The organism is Brevibacillus sp. YAE8 (genome assembly GCF_057543335.1).
This window is the reverse complement of the sequence record NZ_BAAIYG010000004.1, coordinates 290,895-310,256: the sequence shown is the minus strand read 5'-3', so window position 1 is coordinate 310,256 and position 19,362 is coordinate 290,895. Positions and strand designations below refer to the sequence as shown.

Sequence of the window (19,362 nt, the reverse complement as noted above, 5' to 3'; positions counted from 1 at the left end):
GGGAGTGGAGAGAGATGACAGTGAAACGATTGGAAGACTTTGTGAATGAACCGATCCTAGATTTTACCAAGCCGGAACATGTACGGGAGATGAAGGACGCCCTCTCGAAAGTCGAGCAAGAGCTGGGACGAGAATTCCCGCTGCACATCGGTTCGGAAAAGATCATGACCGACAAAAAAATCACTTCCATCAATCCCGGTCAGGTGGACCAGGTAATTGGCTACATGAGCTCATCTAGTCAGGAGCTGGCTGAAAAAGCCATGAATACGGCACTGTCCACGTTTGAAACGTGGAAGCACGTGCCTGCCGCCGAGCGTGCCTCGTATTTATTCCGGGCAGCCGAACTGCTTCGCCAGCGTCGCTATGATTTTTCAGCGTGGCTGATTTTGGAGTCGGGCAAAAACTACGAGGAAGCAGATGGCGAAGTAGCCGAAGCAATCGACTTCATGGAGTATTACGGCCGCGCCATGCTCAAGCTGGATGAGGATGAACACGGGCTGACGAAGATTGCGGGCGAAAACAACCGTTTGACGTTTATCCCGCTCGGAGTGGGAGTCGTGATCCCGCCGTGGAATTTCCCGCTGGCGATCTGCGTCGGACTGACCGTGTCAGCAGTCGTGACGGGGAATACCGTCCTGCTCAAGCCAGCGTCCGTGACGCCGATCATCGCCTATCAATTTGTCAAAATCATGGAGGAAGCAGGATTGCCAAGCGGTGTCATCAACTTCATTCCAGGCAGCTCCAAAGAGATCGGCGACTATCTAACCGCTCATCCGCAGACGCGTTTTATCAGCTTTACCGGCTCCAAGGACGTAGGCTTGCACATCAACAAGATCGCGGGGCAAACCGCTCCCGGACAAAAGTGGATCAAGCGGGTCAATGCCGAAATGGGAGGAAAAGATGGCATCGTCGTGGACGAGACAGCTAACCTGGAGGCAGCAGCCACAGCGGTCGTCGAATCGGCATTCAGCTTCCAGGGTCAGAAATGCTCTGCTGGCTCCCGACTGATCGCAGTCGCATCGATTTACGATCAGCTCGTGGAAAAGGTCGTGGAAAAAACAAAGCAACTGGCGGTTGGCGCCGGGAGCGAAAACTACCCGGTCGGCCCTGTGATCGATCGGTCAGCCTATGAGCGCATTTTGGAATATATGGAAATCGGGAAAGCGGAAGGCAGGCTGCTGTGCGGCGGCGAAAAGGCGGAAGGGAATGGCTACTATCTCAAGCCGACAATCATTGCAGAAGTAGTGCGAAACTCCCGGATCATGCAGGAAGAGATTTTTGGCCCCGTCCTGGCTGTTGCCAAGGCGCAGGATTGGAAAGAAGCGATTGAGATCTACAATGATACCGAGTACGGGCTGACAGGTTCTTTCTTTTCGCAGGAGCAAGATCGCCTGGACTACGCAGTCGCGCATATGCACTGCGGCAACCTGTACTTGAACCGCAAATGCACGGGTGCGCTGGTCGGCGTCCATCCATTTGGCGGATTCAACATGTCGGGGACGGATTCAAAGTCCGGCAGTTATGACTATCTGAAGTTGTTCACACAGGGTAAACTGTACACGCAAAAACAGTAGGAGCTTTCTTGCAGAGCCTGCGGCTGGTGCCGTGGGCTTTTTGTGTGCTTGTGGGCAGTTCAGTTCATGGAGGAGGCAAGTAGTGCGGGACAGGATATGGGGTGTCAGAGGTTTTCTGCTCAGATTTTCGGGGGAAGTACTTGCGCAACAGTTGCGATGAGCTTTGAGAGATGGAACGACCATGCCGGATTACGAGAGCGGTGCTGCTTTTGCTGGGCTGATATTGACGTACACCATATTTTTCCATTATCGTAGAAAGGAGGCGATTGTTGCGAAATGAGATTTTCATGACGATGTCCGCCATGGAGGAATTGTGGGAGCGATGTGCTTCTAAGGTGATGGCTATTGGAGGTAGTGTGTGCTTGAAAAATAGTGTGGTTGCCTCCATACTGGAAGGCTTGAAGAAGAGGCTTGACGAGCATAATTCGATGACTGTCCAACTGGAAAAAGGGTTTGTCTATCGTGCGGTGTTCGTTTTCCATTCTCCAGCTTCGGAGCAGGAGATCGACCAGTTCGAAAAGGACATGGATGTGCGCTTACCTGCCGACTTTAGAGACTTTTTGTTGTTGCATAACGGCGCTCAACTTTTTACAGACGCATACGCAGGGGGCGGTTATAAACTGCTTAGCCTTGAACGAATCAGAGAACGCCATCAGAAATTCAAAGACATGCCGAAAAATTTACTGCCGATTTCCAGAAACAACGGAGACTACTTCTTCATAGATGCGGACCGAGTGAGGCAAGGGGCATGCAACTATTTGGTCCGCTTTGACCACGAAGACCCGCTCTGCCATGTTAAGCTTAATTTTGAAACTTGGCTTGATCGACTGATCGTTTCTCAAGGGGCTGCTTTTTGGGAGTGGAAGTTCGAAAGCTTAGTGGAAAGCTTCGTGGTTAGCACGCTAAAGTCCGTCTAAACTACTGAGATCTTAAATCGGCGCTCAAATAAAAAACCTCGCTAATGCGAGGTTTCAGCTTCTTACTTCTCAACGTCGATGGTTTCTGTTGATGCAAGGTGATCGGAATCTCGAACATCATTTGGATAAATATGGGTTGCTCTACTGCGATCGGTAAGACCCATGCCGGTAATATCGAGATTATAACCATAGTAAAATGCTTGCCAGATGAACTTAGAACAATAACTAAGCTCAATATTATCCAAGTCCATATTGAAGTAGTATTTCTTTACGTCATCAATATGGTTGATTGCCCATTTAGCAGCTTTAGAAGCTCCACTCCTGGGACGGAGAACTTCGATCTTATCGCCGTCCCTAAATCGCGATACATAGTAATCGATATCTTCAACGAACCAAGGTCCTTTTGGTGAACGTGAATGATATCGTAGTCCGGTCCTACAATTGCCACGTGTCCAACAAAAAAAGTCGAAAAGCTTTTTTTCGAGTACAATACGTCTCCTGGCTTCATATCGGTGTTAGTACCAGGATATTGTGGTTTATCAGATGCCATATAAAATTCCTCCTATAAAGTTGATTAACGATAGTAGGGCGCCCATTATCGCTTTCACTCTTAAGGGAAAAAAAGCATCATTTTACAACCAATTTTTTGGGGGATAACGAAAATGAACAAAAAAACAATGATTATAGTTTTCCTGGTCTTAATCATGATCTCTGCTCCAGTTATATATGTTCAAGGAACTTTGTTAAGCTTAGAAAATCAAGTACGCCAATATCTCATTACGGAGAAAAATCTCGATGAGAAAACAATAGTTAGTCTAGATGGCGTTTTTGGGAAGCTTCCGCTTTTTAGTGTAGAAGTTATTTTTGCTGATGAACCCGATGTAAGATACTTTTATACTGAAAAAAACGGAAACATAATACCTTTACATCCATCGCCTAAACCCAAAGGATACGAATACAAACATAAGTGAGTCCCGATAATCTACACGTCCGAATCCCCAGATTCGGGCGTTTTTCCCTGTTATGAGCGATTGGCGTTCGACCGATCGTCTCAAAAAGTCCACCCATTATGGACGTCCTACGCTGGTACCGCCTTTGGAGGCGAAAGGGGGATTGTCCCTCGCGGATGACTGCAATTACCTCCATTTTCATTTGTTGGATACTATCTTCTTGCGGTTGTTTGATATACCGCGATAGAAAAATCATATCTGGCTCAAACAAGGTAATAAGCGTTTCTCATGCTTGCTAGCGCGGTCAGTGGAGCGGTGAGCAACTGCTGCCAGCACCAGCGAAAAAATTTGACCTAGCGAAATACGAATCAGGCTAGCGCAGCCCTTGAAGCCGCGAGCAACTGCCGCCAGCATTCTACGAAAAACTGGCCCTAGCGAAAATCCACCAGCTACTGCTGTCCTTGAAGCCGCGAGCAGCTACTGCCAGCATCCAACAAAAAATCGCCCTAGCAAAATTCGCACACTAATCACGCGGCAGCACTTGCAAAGCAGAATCCTCATGGGAACCAACACAAACGATTGATATTGCGGGCAGTACATCAAAGGCGGCATTCTAGAAGAAAGAGTGAAAAATGGGGATTGCTACCTGACAATACCCGCTATCTGAGACGCGGTTTCCGTCTACGATCTTAAAGAGATGAAGCTGAAGGCAAAACTGCATTCGCCAACGCCTTCCTCGATCGCTTTGGACGATTCGAATTTGTTGGTTACGAACTTTGTGCAAGGGACGCTATCTGTTTTCGATGCCGAAAAATTAAGCCAAATACGGCAAGTGCCGGTCGGGGAGTGGCCTACCCAAGTGTTTGTTGTGCCAAAATCGAGTGCGAACGAATAAGGAAGCAAGCCCTGATTTTGGCGTGATTTTGCGAAAGGCAGGAGGCTGAGTGTGAAGGCAGGAGGGCAGGAACACATACAGGCGGGAAAGCATAAAGCCACGAACACACAAACTCATGCCCACCCAACCAACAATTAAGCACCTCCCCAACACCCCCCGAAAGAAAAAACGACTGCACCCCCAACAGATGCAGTCGCCCTTTTCTCGCACAAAACTTTATTCAACAACCTTTCTCATTCGCAATTACAACCTTGTTCCTCCCAGACTCTTTCGCCTGGTACAAAGCCTGGTCGGCCAGTTCGATGAGCTGTGTAGCGGAATCTCTGTGGAGCGGGCTGCTGACGATGCCGACCGATACGGTGATGGGCTGGCCCGTCGGATTTGTGCTGCTTTCCATCTGCGTTCGGATTTTTTCCGCGACGGACAAGGCTTCTGTGCTGGAAGCGCTGCGGAGCAGGGCGATGAATTCTTCGCCGCCGAAACGGCCGCAAATGTCGCTTTTTCGCACACAGCTTTTCATGATTTCCGCAAACTGCTTCAAGACTTCATCGCCGACCGGATGGCCGAAGGTGTCGTTGACGTGCTTGAAGTGATCGATGTCCAGCAGGAGGATGGAAAAGTTCTTTTTCTCTTTCGTCCACGTTTGCAAAATCTCTTCGACGGAACGGCGGTTCGCAAGCCCTGTGAGCACGTCGGTGGTTGCTTCGTGGGTCAAGCGGTCGGTTTTCTCTTTGATTTTTTTGGCCGCTGTCCGGAATGCTTTGGTCAATAAATCGGCCTCCCGGTTCCAATGGTGCTTGTCCGGGGGCAGCTCGACTCTTTCCGAGCCCATTTTGCTCATCAGATCGGCTAGGTGGACAAAAGGTCTGGCCAGCTTGTGGGCGAGCTGAATCACAACCAGAAGCAGGAACAGAGACGGAGGCAGCAAGTAGAGCAGCATCATTCGCACCTGGCTGTGCAGCTCGTTGTAAACGAGTTCCATCGGCGAAGTGACGATGACTCCCCAGCCGTTTGCCGGAACTTGCGCATACCCGGCCAGCAGGTGATCGCCGTTGATGCTCAACATCCGGTCGTAGCCGTTGTTGCCCGCGAGCAGCTTTCGTACGACGGGATTGGACTGGATGTTCTGGCCGATCTGCTGTTTGTCCGGATGGAACAGCAACTGTCCATTCGAGCCGACAATCGAATAAGACGAGCCGCTCGTATCTATCTCCGGGTTGCCGATAATCATGTTCAAAATGTTGTGATCCTGCAAATAGATCGTTCCCCCGACGAATCCGCGATACTGTCCGTCCTTGTCAAAGATCGGTTCGCTCATAAACAGCAGGAGGCGCTTGTACTTTTTGGAAATGTAGGGCGATGAGATGTAAGGCTTTTTCAATGCCAGTGCGTATTGCGCTTCCCTGGTCGTAAGCTTCTGTCCGACAGTGCCGAGCGATGGCGGGGACACACTGCGAACCGTTCCGGTTTCATCTACGACAGTAAGCGAGTTGAAGTAGTTGCCGCTTTTGCGAAGAATCTCCAGATGTTCGATGGCTTCTTGTTGCGTCCGTGAGGGATGGTCGATTAAAACGGTGGCGGAATAGCGCAGGCTGCTGCGCATGGATAGGAACAGGGAGTCGATCATTTGGCTCATTTTGCTTGCGCTCGAATAGTTTAGAGTGAGAGTCGTATCAATCAGCGACTTCTTTTTCGATTGATACGAGGCTACGAGAAGAATCGTCAGCGTCAACAGAATGGACAAGGAAACAAGACCCGTCAAAAGGGTAGTCAAACCAATCTTTTTCCCCTGGCTCGTTGGAAAACGATGAAAAACAGGCATATGGCTTAGGCCTCTCTTTGCGTTGGATCGATTCACGATGGAAGAGAACTGTAAAAATTCCATGTGTATTATAAGCGATACAGGCGGGACATGCTATGTAGAAAAATGAATTTTATAAAAAAATCTCGCCGATTCCACAATTATCCAGACATGCACGCAAAAAAACTGCCCTCTACAAAAGAGAGGGCAGTTGCATAAAAATCCAGCCAGCTTTGCTGCTTACGTATTCAAACCGCGAATTTGTTGCTCGATCTTTTCGAAGCCGCCGGATACTTTGACGATTTCCTCTTTTTGCTCGGAGACGAGCACGAGGACTTCTTCGAGGCTTTCCTTGTTTTTGTCGGTGATGTCTGCGTTGACCTCGACTTTGGCGTTGACTTCCTGAATCATGCTGTGGACGTGGACGATGAACTCTTGCAGATTTTTCGTTTTCTCGGCGAAGTTGTGCATGTAGTTGTCCACGTTCGTAAACATTTCCTGAACCTCCATGATCCCTTCGCTGTTTTTCTCAAACGACAGTTGGGACTCGGAGATCATGTCGGAGACGAGCTTCATTTTTTCGCGAATCGTCATCAACAAGGTAGAGATTGATTCGGAGGACAGCTTGGAAGATTCGGCCAGCTTGCGCACCTCGTCCGCTACGACGGCAAAGCCGCGACCATGCTCGCCTGCACGGGAAGCCTCGATGGTCGCATTGAGCGCCAGCAGGTTGGTCTGTGCCGAAATTTCCGAAATCGTTTGGATGATTTTTTCAATGGATTCCGTTTCTTTGTTCAGCTCTTGGATCAGCTTGTTCGTGCCTTGAATGTCCTTGATAAAGCGCTCGAAGTCGTTGCCGATGTTGCTGATGCGCTTGCCGCTTTCATTGGTCGCTTCTTTGGTCGATTCTACGTATTCGTGCATTTCGGTCACGGAGCGGGTCATGTCCTCTACCTGGAGGTTGGTCGTGCCCATCTCGCGGCGCAACTCGTTGGTGTTGTCGGTCTGGATCGAGAAGGAGCGCATGATCTCCTGAAGGGCAGCCACTGTCTCCACCGCGCGGACGTTGACGCCATCTGTAACCTTGTTCAAATTCTCCTGATATTCCTGGACGGAGTTGAGCGATTCGTTGATCTGGTCCAAAATGCGCTGCAGCGACTCTTTGGAGGCGATCGCTTGCTGCTTTTGCTCCTCGCTTTCCCGCTGCAGCTTGTTGTTGAAAACTGCGTGCATCATGCTTGTCGCCGATACGAAGCAGAAGGCCAGCAAGTAGTACATCAAATGAACAGGATCGGACGTGTAGAAAATCGCTTCGCCGTTCGTCAGGAAATAGTAGGTGACGATCCCCATGGCTGCGATGATGGTCAAGATGTTAATCAGTTTGTCCTGATAAATGCCCATGACCGCGACGAAGAACATGATCGTCATGATGTTGACCAGCCAAGGATCGAGTCCCACGATGACGAACATGAAAATGCCGATGACAGCGAAGTTGAAAAACTTCATGAAGGGAGCCATCTTGTCCCGCCAGGCTGGCCGGTTGGAAAGGTAGGCAAAAGGTGCGAGCACCCCGTACAAAATCCCCAGCACGGTTAAAACGAAGGAGAACGGAACCCCCATGATGAGGTTCACGATCTGGACGATGGTAATGATGCTCGCAAAAACAATGACCACCCAGTTATTTCTTCTTTGTAAGAGTTCCATGTCAGCTAACCTCAACTTTTATTTGTTTGCAAAGCTCTTGATACCAGGCAAATTCGGGCTTGTCCTTGTTCAAATAGGCTTCTTGCAGGTGGAAGACGGTCGGAATGGCATTCGCCCCTTTGTAGAAGACCATCTCTTTCACTTGCGTCGCTCTGACGTTGTATTTACGGTTAATCAACTGAAAAAAAGCCGGATCTGCCAAACCGACTGCATGCGTATATCCGTGTTTTTCTGCATAATCGATCATGAGGGCAACTCCCCATCGTCCCAGCTTTCCGCGGAACTTGGGCAAGACAGCGAAACTGTCCACTTCGACAACTTTCATATCGCTCGTCAAAACATCCTGAAACAAATTTTGCAGATAAGCAGAAGATTTTTCATGTGGTGTAAATTCAAAAGTCCCGCCTGGTTCGTCCTCATCCGACAACAAAAGATAGACGTCGGAACCATCTTTGGCGTATTCCATCTCGAAGCCCATTGAGGTCCAGACACTTTCCTTGATTTGATGGAAAAGAGCCAAAGATTGTGCTGAATCAACCAGTTTGTACATAATACTTCACTCCATTTTTCTCTCTCTTTGTTTTTTCATGTACAAGTCTAGTGTTGATCGATAAAATGGCGCCTCCTTTCTTCCATGTGAGCATAAAAAAGGCCATTCCCCATGCGGAAACAGCCCAAAGTCACCATCATCTTCCTGCTATGCTCATGATGTATGGCAACCCGGCTGTCATGGTCAAAGACTTTAGACCCGTGGTTTTGCGTCGCCACCTTTCGATGACTTTGCCTTTGTCATTCATTTGCGAAAAATGTATAGAAGTGTCGAATTATGCAAAATATAATCCAAGAGAAACAATCTTGTCAAGTTTTGGTAGGGTAAAGTAACCGATTGTTCATAAATAGTCGGCTCCAAATTGGTAGTTTGGACAGAGAAAGATGCGAGGAAAAACAGAGAAAAGATAGGAACATAGTCAGGTTGTGCCGGGACTTTTGCCAATGGCCGACTCAGCTACTTTCGCCTGATGCGTAACAAAAATTTACCATCCGTCCGATAACTAGAAAGAACAGGAGGGATGCGAAAATGAGTCAGGCCAAAACGATTGAGTTTCACTTTTCCGGTGGCGAGCTGGTTAAGATCGAGACAACCGAGCCGGAAGAAATCATCCAAATGGTCGCCAACCAAAAGGATGGGTGGCTGCAATACGATGACATCGTGATTAATGTAAGAAACGTTTCTTACATTAAAGTGCGCGATCTCGCTTAGGCTGCTTGCTTGCCAAAAAGGCCCTCGTTCACGGAGGGTTTTTTTTATTTTCGCTTGTGCCGGGAAAAGCACATTGACAAAGGAACGAACCTGAACCTATAGTGAGTATAAAACTAACTACTAAGAGGTCGGGATGGAAGACATATACAAGGAATTGCAAAAGCTCGGATTTTCCCAGTACGAGTGCAAGGCTTACATCAGTCTGCTCAAGCACTCTCCGATCACCGGATACGAAATCAGCAAACGCTCTGGCGTGCCGCGCTCCATGATTTACGAAGTCGTGGGCAAGCTCGTTGACAAAGGGGCTGTTTACACCGTGCCTTCCGAGCCTGTCACGTATGCGCCGCTGCCAGCAAGAGAGCTGGTCCGCAGGCTGCGCGGGCAGTTCGAAGCGTCCTTCGACTATTTGGAAAAAAACTTGTCGGCCTTAGAGTCCGAGCAAGAGATCGACGTCATTCGGCGAATTAGCGGTGACGAGCTGGTGCTCATGGAAATGAGGCAAATGATCGAGCAGGCTGGCGAGGAAGTGTGGCTGTCGATCTGGGAGCCTCAGGTGCCTTTTATCCAGGAGGCGGTGGACAGACGAACCGAAGAAGGGATTTCCGTCTTTACCGTTTTGTTTGGACAGCAAGAGACGCGCGTAGGGACGACGTATCACCATGACTATATGGCGCCTGATGTGGCCGAGGAACGGATGGGCGGGCATCTTACAATCGTCGCGCGTGATCTGGAGGAAGTGCTGATCGCCAACTTCACGCCAAATACGGCTGCCTGGGCGGTCAAGACGAAGGATCCGGCGCTCGTTCTGGTCGCTGTCGAGTACATTCGCCACGATATTATGTTTGCGGAAGTGACAAAGGTGCTCGGCCCGGATAAGGTCGAAGCGCTCTGGCGCAGCAAGCCGGACTTGTACCAGGTGGTCACCGGGAAGAGATTCAAGTAAGCGGAGCGAAGCAGGAGGCAAGCGCGCAAGCCGGAGTGAAATAAAGAGAGAGTGAGGGAGAAGCAGTGGGGCGAGAACAACTGCAAGTAGAAGCATTGTCGAACGCGGGTGAGCAGGGAAGCTTCATGCAGGGGGTCAAGGATTGCATTCCAACCTTGCTCGGGTATTTGAGCATCGGGTTTGCGGCAGGTGTGCTGGAAAAGACCGCTGGGCTGAGCATCATGGAAATTGCCTTGATGAGCATTTTGCTGTACGCAGGCTCGGCGCAGTTTATTGCTGCGGGCATGATTGCCGCAGGAAGCTCGGCGATGGGAATTATCATTACGATTTTGTTTGTGAATTTGCGGCATATTTTGCTAAGCGCGGCTCTGTCGCCCTACTTCCGCCATCTGACGGCGTTTCGGAACATGCTCGTCGGTTCGCTTCTGACAGACGAGACGTTCGGGGTTGCGATCAACGAGGCGGCGAAGCGCAAGCAGATCGACGAAAAATGGATGCACGGTTTGAATGTGACGGCTTACCTGAACTGGATTGCGGCCAATTTGGCGGGAGCCTATTTCGGACAGTGGATCGCCAATCCCGAGCAGTTGGGCCTTGATTTCGCTCTGCCGGCGATGTTTATCGGCTTGCTGGTGCTGGCGATGATGAGCCGCAAGCAAATCCGGCTCGATATCGTCGTCGCCATCAGCGCAGTCGTCATTGCTGTAGGCGTGTCTGTCTTGTATCCGGGCAACCTTGGCGTCATCGTAGCTACGCTGTGCGCATCGACAATCGGGATGGTGATCGAAAGATGGAAGTGAGATGGGATATCTTCCTCATTATTGTAGGCAGTGCGCTGGTCACGTTTTTGCCGCGGGTGCTGCCCTTGATGGTGCTGTCGCGCATGGAGCTTCCCGCGTGGGGCGTCCGCTGGCTGCATTACGTGCCGATCGCGGTCATGGCTGCACTGGTCGGGCAGGAGCTGTTTTTGCAGGAGGGAAAGTTGTCGCTACTAGCCAATGTCGAGCTATTGGCGGCGATTCCGACGTTTCTGGTTGCGATCGTGACCCGCAGCCTGCTGGGCACGGTTGTCGTCGGGATGGTTTCGATCATGATCTTGCGCTACCTTTTCCCGCTCTTGTAGCAGGGAGAAAGCAGCCGGAAAATGGGTAAACTAGGAAAAAAGGGAGGCGGACGCGAATGACCGTGGAAGAAGTCATGCAACAGTTGGAAGCGTTGGGCACGGAGCAGACGAAGAAGACGTTCATGCGCCATGGCGCCAGGGAGCCGTTTTTTGGCGTGCGAATCGGCGACATGAAAAAGCTGGTGAAGGCAGTCAAGCGCGATCAAAAGCTGGTGCAAGCGTTGTACGAGACGGGCAATCACGACGCGATGTATTTGGCGGGCCTGGCGATCGACCCGCAGACGGTGACGAAGGAACAACTGCAAAGCTGGGTCAGGCAGGCGTACTGGTACATGCTGGCCGAGTACACGGTTGCGGGTGTTGCCGCCGAAAGCTCGTTCGCCCTGGAGCTGGCACGGGAGTGGATCGAAGCGGAGGAGGAGATGATTGCAGCTTGCGGCTGGAGCACGTACGCCAACTACTTGTCGATCACGCCTGACGAGCAGCTCGACCTGGCGGAAATCAGCGCCTTGCTTGCGCGGGTGAAGCAGACGATCCATCAGGAAAGAAACCGGGTACGCTATGTCATGAACCAGTTTGTCATCGCGGTTGGCGCGTCTGTCACGGAACTGCATGCGGAAGCGGTGCAGACAGCGGAAGCGATCGGAAAAGTCCAGGTGGATGTAGGCCAGACGGCGTGCAAGGTCCCGTTGGCGACGGAGTCTATCAAAAAAATCGAAGAGCGCGGCAAGATCGGCCAAAAAAGAAAGACGTGCATCTGCTGATCGGCTGCAGGACGAAAGCGCCTGCAAGCCCGTCTCGCGCGCGAACAGGCAAAACGCTGGGGAATCCGGCGTTTTTTGTTTAGGAATGCTTTTCCTGTGCGCTTTTCTTTGCTAAAGTCTCGACTCTTTTTGGATGATGTGCTATCATGATACCTTGTTAACGTATTACCACTTTATCAGAGTAAAAACAAATAGAGACTAGCCGAACTAGGGGGAGAATCACGATGAAAAAATTTGCTTTGCTGTCACTGCTTTTCGGAGCTGTCTTTTCACTGGTAGTGGGCTGCTCCAGCGAGAAAACAGGCGCTGACGCCAATAAACTGATTATCGGAATCGACGACAAATTTGCGCCAATGGGCTTCCGCGATGAGAAAAACGAGCTGGTCGGCTTCGATATCGACTACGCTCGCGCCGCTGGCGAAAAGATGGGCAAGCAGGTCGAGTTTCAGCCTATCGACTGGGGTTCCAAAGAATCTGAATTGAACAGCGGCCGGATTGATCTGATCTGGAACGGATACACGATTACGGATGAGCGCAAACAAAAAGTGCTGTTCACGAAACCGTACTTGAAAAACGCGCAGGTCGTCGTGACGCTGGCCAATTCCGATATGACGAAGCTCGCGGATTTGTCTGGCAAAGTTGTCGGGCTGCAAAAGCTGTCCTCTGCCGCTGACGCTCTGAATGCAAGCGAGCTGAAAAACCAGGTGAAGACGATCACGGAGTTCCCGGACAACGTACTGGCTTTGAGCGACCTGAAAATCGGCCGCGTCGATGCCGTGGTCATCGACCAGGTCGTGGCGGATTACTACATGACCAAAGATCAGGGAACGTTCAAATTGTTGGACGAATCGTTGTCTCCTGAAGAGTACGGCGTAGGGGTGAAAAAAGGCAACGAAGCGCTGCTGAACGAGCTGCAAAAGGCGCTCGACGCGCTCAATCAGGATGGAACCGCCGCGAAAATCTCGGAAAAATGGTTTGGCGAGGATCGCGTATTGAAATAATGAAAGAAACGATGGCTTCGCCAGGAAGATGGGCGAAGCCACGCTTATGTCACGACGAAAAAACAAGGTCAGGCTCCTGCCAGGAAAGCCAAAGCCTGCCTAATCCACATAGGAGCATGAAATATGAGCGCAGACTACATCCTTTCGATTACAAAACCGATGCTGGAAGGAGCGCAGATGACGATCCTGCTGTTTTTGATCGCCATCGTGCTCTCGATCCCGTTGGGCTTTCTCATTACGTTAATGGCAAAAAGCAGCGTAAAGCCGCTGGCGTGGCTGGCACACACGTACGTGTACGTGATGCGCGGGACACCGCTGCTTTTGCAACTGCTGTTTATTTGCTTCGGGCTGCCGCTATTGCCCGGTATTGGCGAATATTTGGTGATGGATCGCTTTGTCGCTGCCTGCGTAGGCTTTGTGTTGAACTACGCGGCCTACTTTGCGGAAATTTTCCGGGGCGGGCTGTTGTCCATCGACAAAGGCCAGTACGAGGCGGCACAAGTGCTCGGCTTTAGCAAATGGCAGACGACGACCAAAATCATTTTGCCGCAAATGTTTCGCGTAGCGCTGCCCGCCGTGTCGAACGAATCGATCACGCTTGTGAAGGATACGGCGCTGCTCTATGCGGTCGCAGTGCCTGAGCTGTTGCATTACGCGCAAACGGCTGTGAACCGGGACTTTACGATCGTTCCCTTTTTTATCGCGGGCGTCATCTATTTGCTGATGACCCTCTTGTTGACTATGTTCTTTAAATGGCTGGAAAAAAGATTTAAATTCGAATAAAGGACTGGCGTGAAATGGCGATCATTCAAGTAAGCAATCTGAAAAAATCGTTTGGCGAGCTGGAAGTTTTGAAAGATGTCTCGTTTGAGATTCAAAAGAACGATGTGGTCGCAGTGATTGGCCCGTCCGGTTCGGGAAAAAGCACGATGCTGCGCAGCCTGGTCTATCTGGAGCAGGTAAATAGCGGGAGCATCCGTGTCGCGGATGACTTTCTGGTGAAAGACGGCGTTTACAGCTCCAGCCAGCAGATCAAGCGGATCACGGGGAAGATGGGGATGGTGTTCCAGCACTTCAACTTGTTTCCGCATCTGACCGTGCGCGAAAATCTGGAGATTGCGCCGCAGGTGGTCAAGGGCGAGCCGGAAAACGTCATTCGCGCGCGAAGCGGGGAGTTGCTGGAGAAGGTCGGGCTATCAGACAAGGCAAACGTCTATCCCGCCAAGCTGTCAGGCGGCCAAAAGCAGCGCGTGGCGATTGCCAGAGCGCTCATGATGAACCCGGACATTTTGCTGTTCGACGAACCGACGTCTGCGCTCGATCCCGAACTGACGGGCGAAGTGCTCCAGGTCATCAAACAGCTTGCCTCCGAGCATATGACGATGATGGTGGTCACGCATGAGATGGGCTTTGCAAGAGAAGTAGCGAGCCGGATTATGTTTATGGATAATGGAGAATTTGTCGAGTCGGGAACGCCGGAAGAGCTGTTTACGAATGCGCAGCACGAGCGGACGCGCGCCTTTTTGCAGCGGGCGTTGAAATAACAAAGCAGCCCTCTGGAGGCTCCCGGAGGGCTGTTGCGTGCCCGGCCCACGGCTTGAATTACATGACCTGGTAGTGCAAATAGCGTTGGCTAATAAACGAGTGAAAATGCTCACTGAACGAATCGGCATTCAGGAAGGCGTTGTAGGCATAAGGGGAGACTTTGCAGTAGACAAATTCGCGGCCGTCGTGAAACTGGATGTAAAGGTGTTGCGACTCCAAGTCGTAGCGGGTGGCTTTGATGAGGTCGGAATCCAGTTGCTTGTACTTGGGCTCTTCTTCGGTCTTGTTTTTACGAGAAAACCATTGGCGAAAAAAAGATTTCACTTCGCGCCATACTCCTTTTTGTCTATTTCTCCGAGGCTTTTATTTTACTCAAAAACTTGTATTCGGAATATAAAAATAACGCACCGATGACAAAATGAGCCAAGAGAACCGTATGTAGAGCATAGTGTGGAAGGGTAGCAAGCATGTGTATTCCTCCTGTTTGAGAGAATGAAGTCACAAAATGAAAGGCGACTCGCGTGTGCTGCTCGGGACATCTTCCTTCTGCCCGGTTCTTCGGACCTGTATTCTAGTTGTGGAGCAAGGAGGAATTTTCTGAACCATCCTGTCGATCTATGGAAATGCTTGTCGAAAATAGTCTATATTACCTATTTTATTTTTGTCAATAGTAATTTAGGGTCAAGAAATGTTGTCGTTTTTCTTTTTCAACTACCTTGTAACACGATGTATAATGTGCTACTCTCTACTCAGGCTTGGAAGGAGTTGTTACTGTGAACAAGGAGTTGCTGAAAGGGAGCATTGATCTTCTGCTGCTCTCGCTGATTGCGCAAAAGGATCAATACGGCTATGAGCTGGCGAAAAAGATCCGCGAGAAAAGCGAGGAAGTCTATGAAATCGGGGAAGGGACGCTGTACCCGGCTTTGAAGCGGCTGGAGAACCAGAAGGCCGTGGAATCGTACTGGGGCGAGTCGAAGGAAGGCGGTCGCCGCAAGTATTACCGCATCACCAGGGAGGGGCAAAAGCTTTTGGCAGACAAGATGAAAGACTGGCAGAGTCTGACGCGGCTGGTTGCGCTCTGCAACGAGGGAAGTGAGTAGGACCGTGAAACTGGAAGAATACGTCGATCAAGTCGTCAATGGTTTGCCCTGCTCCAGGCGGGAGAAGCAGGACGTGAAGGACGAGTTGCTCGATCATGTGACGAGCATGAAGCAAGAGTTGATGGAGGAGGGCTATGCGGAGCAGGAAGCGGCTGCGCTCGCTATCCAGCGCTTTGGCCCTGTGGCTGAGCTGAAAAGCCAGCTTGCTGCGTCCATGCCGCTCATCGACAAGTACGTGCGCAAATGGGTGCTGGCTTTGTTCGGCCTCTATGTAGCGGCTTGCAGCTATTTGCTGCTGCTCTCGCCGGACAGGTGGCACCGCAGACGGTTCACGCTCGAATGGAAGGAGCGGATGCTGCGGCACGGCGCCCCGGAGTACACGTATATTTTTCAAAATACGAAGCCGATGCGCACGCTATTCGACTACGTGTTCCACTACGAGCATTACAGCGCCTATACGATCGCGTACAACCTGCTTGGCAACATCGCGCTGTTCATGCCGCTCGGGCTGCTGCTGCCGTTGTTGTTTGCGTCGTTCCGAAATAGGCACCGCGTGTTTTTCACGGCGTTGTTCGCCAGTCTGGCGATTGAGTTTTTACAGTTTTGGCTTGCTTTGGGCAGCTTCGATGTCGACGACCTGCTGCTCAACGTGCTGGGCGGCCTGTGTGGATACGGACTGTTCCGGGCGGGCGCGGCATTTGTGTACAGGCAGCGGAGCAGAGAAGCGGACAAGCCGTTTTCCACGCTTTCATGAGCAGAAAAAGGGGATGGCGGTCGAGCCTTTGCTGCCTGCGAGCGCAAGAAGATCGCGGGAGAAGAGGTTGCTGCTTTCTCTACGCTTCTTGCGGTCATAAACATCGTAATACGATGTATATAGTCATTCGATTGTGGAGGGAAATTATGAAAAGAATCGTTCTCGCTTTGCTGCTGCTTGTCATGAGCGGCTGCGACAGTGCGGCGCAAAACCAGCCGCAAACCAATCAACCGCTAATCGAAACCGGGCAGCAGCTCGCGGCGCCAAAGCAAGCGCTGCCCTTCTCCTTCGAGGTGAAGCCGGAGACGTTCGAGCTGTTTGTGGAGAGCGGCGGCAGCCGGGAGCGTGCGTCAGAGCCGCTGCCGGCGCGACGCGTCGAGCAGTTGCAAAAAAGCGAACAGGAAGTGAGCTGGAGCTATCCGGACGACAAGCTGCAGGTGCGGATCAGGCAAGCGGCCGATCACTTGCAAATCACCCTGACCTCGACGGGGACAGAGAGCTTTTCCTGGCCGCTTGTGAAGGCTCCTGCTTACATGCTGCCGCTCGGCGAAGGCAAATGGATTCCGGCAGGCGACAAAGTCTGGCAGTCGTTTTTGCGGGAGGAGAGCCTGACCTTTAGCGAATCGTTTTCCATGCGTTTTTTTGCGCTGAACCATGAGAAGTACGCGATCTTTTACATGGTGGACAACATGTTCAACAACACGCTCGATTTTGCCGTGGACCCGGAGATTTCGCTGCGATTCACGCATGAGTTTCCGACGATCAACCATGACAAGTCGTACAGCTTCCGGCTGTATGTCACGCAAAACGATCCGGTCCAGATCGCCGGACTGTACAAACACATCATCCAGCAGCAGGGCGAGTTCGCTACTCTGGCGCAAAAGGCTGCGGCAAACCCGAACGTGGAAAAGCTGTACGGCGCACCGCACTTTTATTTGTGGAACAAAACGTTTTTGAGCGAGGACGATGTGCAGTGGGACGCGCTGAAAAAGCAGCTTGGCGACGGCTTTACGGACTGGCTCGTGCAGCTTTTGGCTGGCAACAAGGAGGACGGGCAGGAGGCCATCGCGCAACTGCGGGAAATCCAGCAGCAGGATTACATCGCGCCGTACCAGCGCAAGGCGATAGTGGACGGCCTCAACTACGCGCTGCGTTCCCGCGACTTTTACGATCCGCAGTTGTTCGCCCGTGTCGACGATCCAAAAGCGAAAGCGCTGATCCGAAAAGGCGTGAAGCAGCTTAACGAAGTCGAGTTGTACGAGTTGAACAAGCGGCTGCTGAAAAGCGTCTTGCAGGATGCCGTCCCCGCTGTCGAGCAATGGGGAGACAGTGATTCCACACGGTTGCTGGAAAAAATGAAGGCAGCGGGCATCGCTCGTGCCTGGATCGGCTTGCCGGACTGGACAGCCGCTTACATGAAGCCTGCGTTCATCCAGCAGGCAAACGATGCGGGCTATCTGATTGCGACGTACGATTCTTACCACTCGATCCACAAGGAAGAGAACCCGGACTGGAACACGGCTATTTTCGCGGACAAAAGCTTGTATGAAAACGCGACGATAGAAAAGAAAAACGGGGAGAAAAAAGGCGGCTTCCTGCAGCGGGGCAGGCTGTTGAACCCGACCTTGTCGCTGCCGAGCGTCAAACAGCGGATGAACGAGATCATGGGCAACGGCGTGGCCTTCAATTCCTGGTTCATTGACGTGGACGCGGCGGGGGAGTTCCACGACGACTACTCCCCGGAACATCCCACGACACAGGCAGAGGATATGCAGGCAAAGTTGGCGCGGATGGACTACATTCGCGACGAGTGGCACATGGTTATCGGCTCGGAGACGGGCAACGATTTCGCCAGCAGAAGCATCGCCTACGCGCACGGTATCGAAACGCCTGTCATCCGCTGGGCTGACCCGGACATGCGCGAGAACAAAGCAAGCCCGTACTACGTGGGCGGTTACTGGGCCCCGGCAGGAGACATTCCCGAGCGCTACGCCAAGCAGGTGCCGATCAAGGACGAGTATCGGCACGTCTACATCGACCCCGCGTACTCGCTGCCGTTGTTCAAGCTGGTGTACAACGATTCGGTCATCACCAGCCACCATTGGGAGTGGGACAGCCTGAAGATCAAAGGCGAGGTCGGCACACGCATGCTCTATGAGCTGCTCTACAACGTGCCGCCGCTCTACCATCTGAACAGTCGCGTCTGGGAGGCACACCACGAAAACATCAGGCAGCATCTGCAAGTCTGGGCGCCGTTCCATCAAAAAGCGGTGCAGCGCCCGATGACCGATTTTGCCGTGCTGACCGCAGACAGGCTGGTGCAAAAGGCAGCGTACGGGGATGACCTGCAAGTCGTCGTCAACTTTTCCGAGCATGATTTCCGCTACGAAAACAAGCTGGTAAAGGCAAAATCGGCGCTCATCCTCGACGGCTCCGCTCGCTGCATCCGATGGGACGCCTCGGCAAGCCGGAGGAAGTAGCCAAGGCGGTTCTGTTCCTCGCCAGCGACGATGCGTCGTTTGTGACAGGGACAAGCCTGCTGGTGGACGGCGGCTACACCGCGCAATAAAGCGCACGGAAAAGCAGAAGAGAAGTCTCCTGCGCGGCGTCTGCCATACGGGAGGCTTTTTTGTGGCACCGACCTATCAACCATCGTCTAATCAGGCGCGTTTTGCCGTACATACTGTATAAGTAGTCCACGGCGAACGCGGGAAGGAGGGAGCGGGTTGGCGACATTTGTAGGAAACGTGCAAATTACGAACAACTCGGGTACCATCAATTTCGGTGATACGGCCAACAACTCTCCGAAAAGCGTGAGCAAAACGTTTTCCGGCTCCGGCGGCGAAAACAGCGGCAATGTCGTGAATGTCATCAACGGGCACAGCGAGACGAACACATATGGCAGCGGGGGAGCCGTGAGCGGGCTTTGCTGCAGCAAACGGTCCAGGCGGGCGAAAAGGCGAAAGCGGAAGTAACGTTTTGGCAGATAGCTTACTGAAGCAGCGCGGACAAGCCCAGGCTGGCAGCGCG

The 19,362-nt window shown here is 51.8% G+C and carries 19 protein-coding genes, 1 pseudogene and 1 riboswitch; of the genes and pseudogenes, 16 read left to right on the top strand and 4 right to left on the bottom strand.

Annotation, left to right across the window (positions count from 1 at the left end; genetic code table 11):
* The first annotated feature begins 14 nt into the window (after nucleotides 1-14).
* From pruA to AC27IT_RS09345, 3 genes are all read left to right on the top strand, one after another.
* Nucleotides 15-1,574: an L-glutamate gamma-semialdehyde dehydrogenase gene (pruA, locus tag AC27IT_RS09355; RefSeq protein WP_283858782.1), complete on the top strand. Its 1,560-nt coding sequence runs from the start codon at nucleotides 15-17 to the stop codon at nucleotides 1,572-1,574.
* A gap of 269 nt (nucleotides 1,575-1,843) precedes the next feature.
* On the top strand, nucleotides 1,844-2,491 hold the full coding sequence (locus AC27IT_RS09350) for an SMI1/KNR4 family protein (RefSeq protein ID WP_025847926.1): 648 nt from the start codon (nucleotides 1,844-1,846) through the stop codon (nucleotides 2,489-2,491).
* Nucleotides 2,492-3,153: 662 nt separating this feature from the next.
* The gene (locus tag AC27IT_RS09345; RefSeq protein ID WP_197187064.1) at nucleotides 3,154-3,462 is read left to right on the top strand and encodes a DUF3139 domain-containing protein; all 309 of its coding nucleotides are present in this window, start codon (nucleotides 3,154-3,156) and stop codon (nucleotides 3,460-3,462) included.
* A 1,094-nt stretch (nucleotides 3,463-4,556) separates the two neighbouring features.
* Here the strand turns inward: AC27IT_RS09345 and AC27IT_RS09340 are convergent.
* The 3 genes from AC27IT_RS09340 to AC27IT_RS09330 form a co-directional block, all read right to left on the bottom strand.
* Nucleotides 4,557-6,158: a sensor domain-containing diguanylate cyclase gene (locus AC27IT_RS09340; RefSeq protein WP_327944931.1), complete on the bottom strand. Its 1,602-nt coding sequence runs from the start codon at nucleotides 6,156-6,158 to the stop codon at nucleotides 4,557-4,559.
* A gap of 219 nt (nucleotides 6,159-6,377) precedes the next feature.
* Nucleotides 6,378-7,841, bottom strand: a complete 1,464-nt coding sequence (locus AC27IT_RS09335) for a methyl-accepting chemotaxis protein (protein WP_007780729.1) — start codon at nucleotides 7,839-7,841, stop codon at nucleotides 6,378-6,380.
* Between the two features lies 1 nt (nucleotide 7,842).
* A complete protein-coding gene (locus AC27IT_RS09330) occupies nucleotides 7,843-8,391 on the bottom strand; it encodes a GNAT family N-acetyltransferase (RefSeq protein ID WP_005835270.1) in 549 nt (182 codons plus the stop codon).
* 161 nt (nucleotides 8,392-8,552) lie between these two features.
* Nucleotides 8,553-8,636, bottom strand: a riboswitch (cyclic di-GMP riboswitch).
* A gap of 283 nt (nucleotides 8,637-8,919) precedes the next feature.
* Between AC27IT_RS09330 and AC27IT_RS09325 the strand changes: the two genes are divergently transcribed.
* The 8 genes from AC27IT_RS09325 (at nucleotide 8,920) to AC27IT_RS09290 (ending at nucleotide 14,477) form a co-directional block, all read left to right on the top strand.
* Complete coding sequence (locus AC27IT_RS09325; RefSeq protein WP_005835267.1) at nucleotides 8,920-9,102, top strand: hypothetical protein; 183 nt, start codon at nucleotides 8,920-8,922, stop codon at nucleotides 9,100-9,102.
* 133 nt (nucleotides 9,103-9,235) lie between these two features.
* A complete protein-coding gene (locus AC27IT_RS09320; RefSeq protein WP_005835265.1) occupies nucleotides 9,236-10,045 on the top strand; it encodes a TrmB family transcriptional regulator in 810 nt (269 codons plus the stop codon).
* A 125-nt stretch (nucleotides 10,046-10,170) separates the two neighbouring features.
* Complete coding sequence (locus AC27IT_RS09315) at nucleotides 10,171-10,845, top strand: AzlC family ABC transporter permease (protein ID WP_005835263.1); 675 nt, start codon at nucleotides 10,171-10,173, stop codon at nucleotides 10,843-10,845.
* Nucleotides 10,836-11,168 carry an AzlD domain-containing protein gene (locus AC27IT_RS09310; protein WP_007780718.1) on the top strand — a complete coding sequence of 111 codons (333 nt, stop codon included), beginning with the start codon at nucleotides 10,836-10,838 and terminating at the stop codon, nucleotides 11,166-11,168. Before AC27IT_RS09315 ends, AC27IT_RS09310 begins: the two co-directional genes overlap by 10 nt.
* Nucleotides 11,169-11,224: 56 nt before the next feature.
* A complete protein-coding gene (locus AC27IT_RS09305) occupies nucleotides 11,225-11,932 on the top strand; it encodes a DNA alkylation repair protein (protein WP_005835259.1) in 708 nt (235 codons plus the stop codon).
* A gap of 224 nt (nucleotides 11,933-12,156) precedes the next feature.
* Complete coding sequence (locus AC27IT_RS09300) at nucleotides 12,157-12,933, top strand: amino acid ABC transporter substrate-binding protein (protein WP_005835257.1); 777 nt, start codon at nucleotides 12,157-12,159, stop codon at nucleotides 12,931-12,933.
* A gap of 123 nt (nucleotides 12,934-13,056) precedes the next feature.
* Complete coding sequence (locus AC27IT_RS09295) at nucleotides 13,057-13,716, top strand: amino acid ABC transporter permease (RefSeq protein WP_283858785.1); 660 nt, start codon at nucleotides 13,057-13,059, stop codon at nucleotides 13,714-13,716.
* 14 nt (nucleotides 13,717-13,730) lie between these two features.
* On the top strand, nucleotides 13,731-14,477 hold the full coding sequence (locus AC27IT_RS09290) for an amino acid ABC transporter ATP-binding protein (protein WP_260507571.1): 747 nt from the start codon (nucleotides 13,731-13,733) through the stop codon (nucleotides 14,475-14,477).
* Nucleotides 14,478-14,535: 58 nt separating this feature from the next.
* On the opposite strand, the gene AC27IT_RS09285 is transcribed toward AC27IT_RS09290, so the two are convergent.
* On the bottom strand, nucleotides 14,536-14,802 hold the full coding sequence (locus AC27IT_RS09285) for a KTSC domain-containing protein (RefSeq protein WP_007780706.1): 267 nt from the start codon (nucleotides 14,800-14,802) through the stop codon (nucleotides 14,536-14,538).
* A 449-nt stretch (nucleotides 14,803-15,251) separates the two neighbouring features.
* On the opposite strand from AC27IT_RS09285, the gene AC27IT_RS09280 reads away from it, so the two are divergent.
* The 5 genes and pseudogenes from AC27IT_RS09280 to AC27IT_RS09260 all read left to right on the top strand — a co-directional run bounded on the left by AC27IT_RS09280 (nucleotide 15,252) and on the right by AC27IT_RS09260 (nucleotide 19,307).
* Complete coding sequence (locus AC27IT_RS09280; protein ID WP_007780697.1) at nucleotides 15,252-15,578, top strand: PadR family transcriptional regulator; 327 nt, start codon at nucleotides 15,252-15,254, stop codon at nucleotides 15,576-15,578.
* 4 nt (nucleotides 15,579-15,582) lie between these two features.
* Complete coding sequence (locus AC27IT_RS09275; protein WP_197186347.1) at nucleotides 15,583-16,332, top strand: VanZ family protein; 750 nt, start codon at nucleotides 15,583-15,585, stop codon at nucleotides 16,330-16,332.
* 146 nt (nucleotides 16,333-16,478) lie between these two features.
* A complete protein-coding gene (locus AC27IT_RS09270) occupies nucleotides 16,479-18,812 on the top strand; it encodes a glycoside hydrolase (RefSeq protein ID WP_025847939.1) in 2,334 nt (777 codons plus the stop codon).
* Nucleotides 18,764-18,901 (top strand): annotated as a pseudogene (locus tag AC27IT_RS09265) (SDR family oxidoreductase); the annotation flags it as partial. The gene AC27IT_RS09270 and the pseudogene AC27IT_RS09265, both read left to right, overlap by 49 nt.
* Before the next feature lie 157 nt (nucleotides 18,902-19,058).
* A complete protein-coding gene (locus AC27IT_RS09260) occupies nucleotides 19,059-19,307 on the top strand; it encodes a spore germination protein (protein WP_005835243.1) in 249 nt (82 codons plus the stop codon).
* Nucleotides 19,308-19,362: the final 55 nt, after the last annotated feature.

Coding starts and splice junctions, on each gene's coding strand:
- pruA (WP_283858782.1), top strand. CDS start 15: ATGACAGTGAAACGATTGGAAGACTTTGTGAATGAACCGATCCTAGAT.
- AC27IT_RS09345 (WP_197187064.1), top strand. CDS start 3,154: ATGAACAAAAAAACAATGATTATAGTTTTCCTGGTCTTAATCATGATC.
- AC27IT_RS09340 (WP_327944931.1), bottom strand. CDS start 6,158: ATGCCTGTTTTTCATCGTTTTCCAACGAGCCAGGGGAAAAAGATTGGT.
- AC27IT_RS09335 (WP_007780729.1), bottom strand. CDS start 7,841: ATGGAACTCTTACAAAGAAGAAATAACTGGGTGGTCATTGTTTTTGCG.
- AC27IT_RS09330 (WP_005835270.1), bottom strand. CDS start 8,391: ATGTACAAACTGGTTGATTCAGCACAATCTTTGGCTCTTTTCCATCAA.
- AC27IT_RS09325 (WP_005835267.1), top strand. CDS start 8,920: ATGAGTCAGGCCAAAACGATTGAGTTTCACTTTTCCGGTGGCGAGCTG.
- AC27IT_RS09320 (WP_005835265.1), top strand. CDS start 9,236: ATGGAAGACATATACAAGGAATTGCAAAAGCTCGGATTTTCCCAGTAC.
- AC27IT_RS09315 (WP_005835263.1), top strand. CDS start 10,171: ATGCAGGGGGTCAAGGATTGCATTCCAACCTTGCTCGGGTATTTGAGC.
- AC27IT_RS09310 (WP_007780718.1), top strand. CDS start 10,836: ATGGAAGTGAGATGGGATATCTTCCTCATTATTGTAGGCAGTGCGCTG.
- AC27IT_RS09305 (WP_005835259.1), top strand. CDS start 11,225: ATGACCGTGGAAGAAGTCATGCAACAGTTGGAAGCGTTGGGCACGGAG.
- AC27IT_RS09300 (WP_005835257.1), top strand. CDS start 12,157: ATGAAAAAATTTGCTTTGCTGTCACTGCTTTTCGGAGCTGTCTTTTCA.
- AC27IT_RS09295 (WP_283858785.1), top strand. CDS start 13,057: ATGAGCGCAGACTACATCCTTTCGATTACAAAACCGATGCTGGAAGGA.
- AC27IT_RS09290 (WP_260507571.1), top strand. CDS start 13,731: ATGGCGATCATTCAAGTAAGCAATCTGAAAAAATCGTTTGGCGAGCTG.
- AC27IT_RS09270 (WP_025847939.1), top strand. CDS start 16,479: ATGAAAAGAATCGTTCTCGCTTTGCTGCTGCTTGTCATGAGCGGCTGC.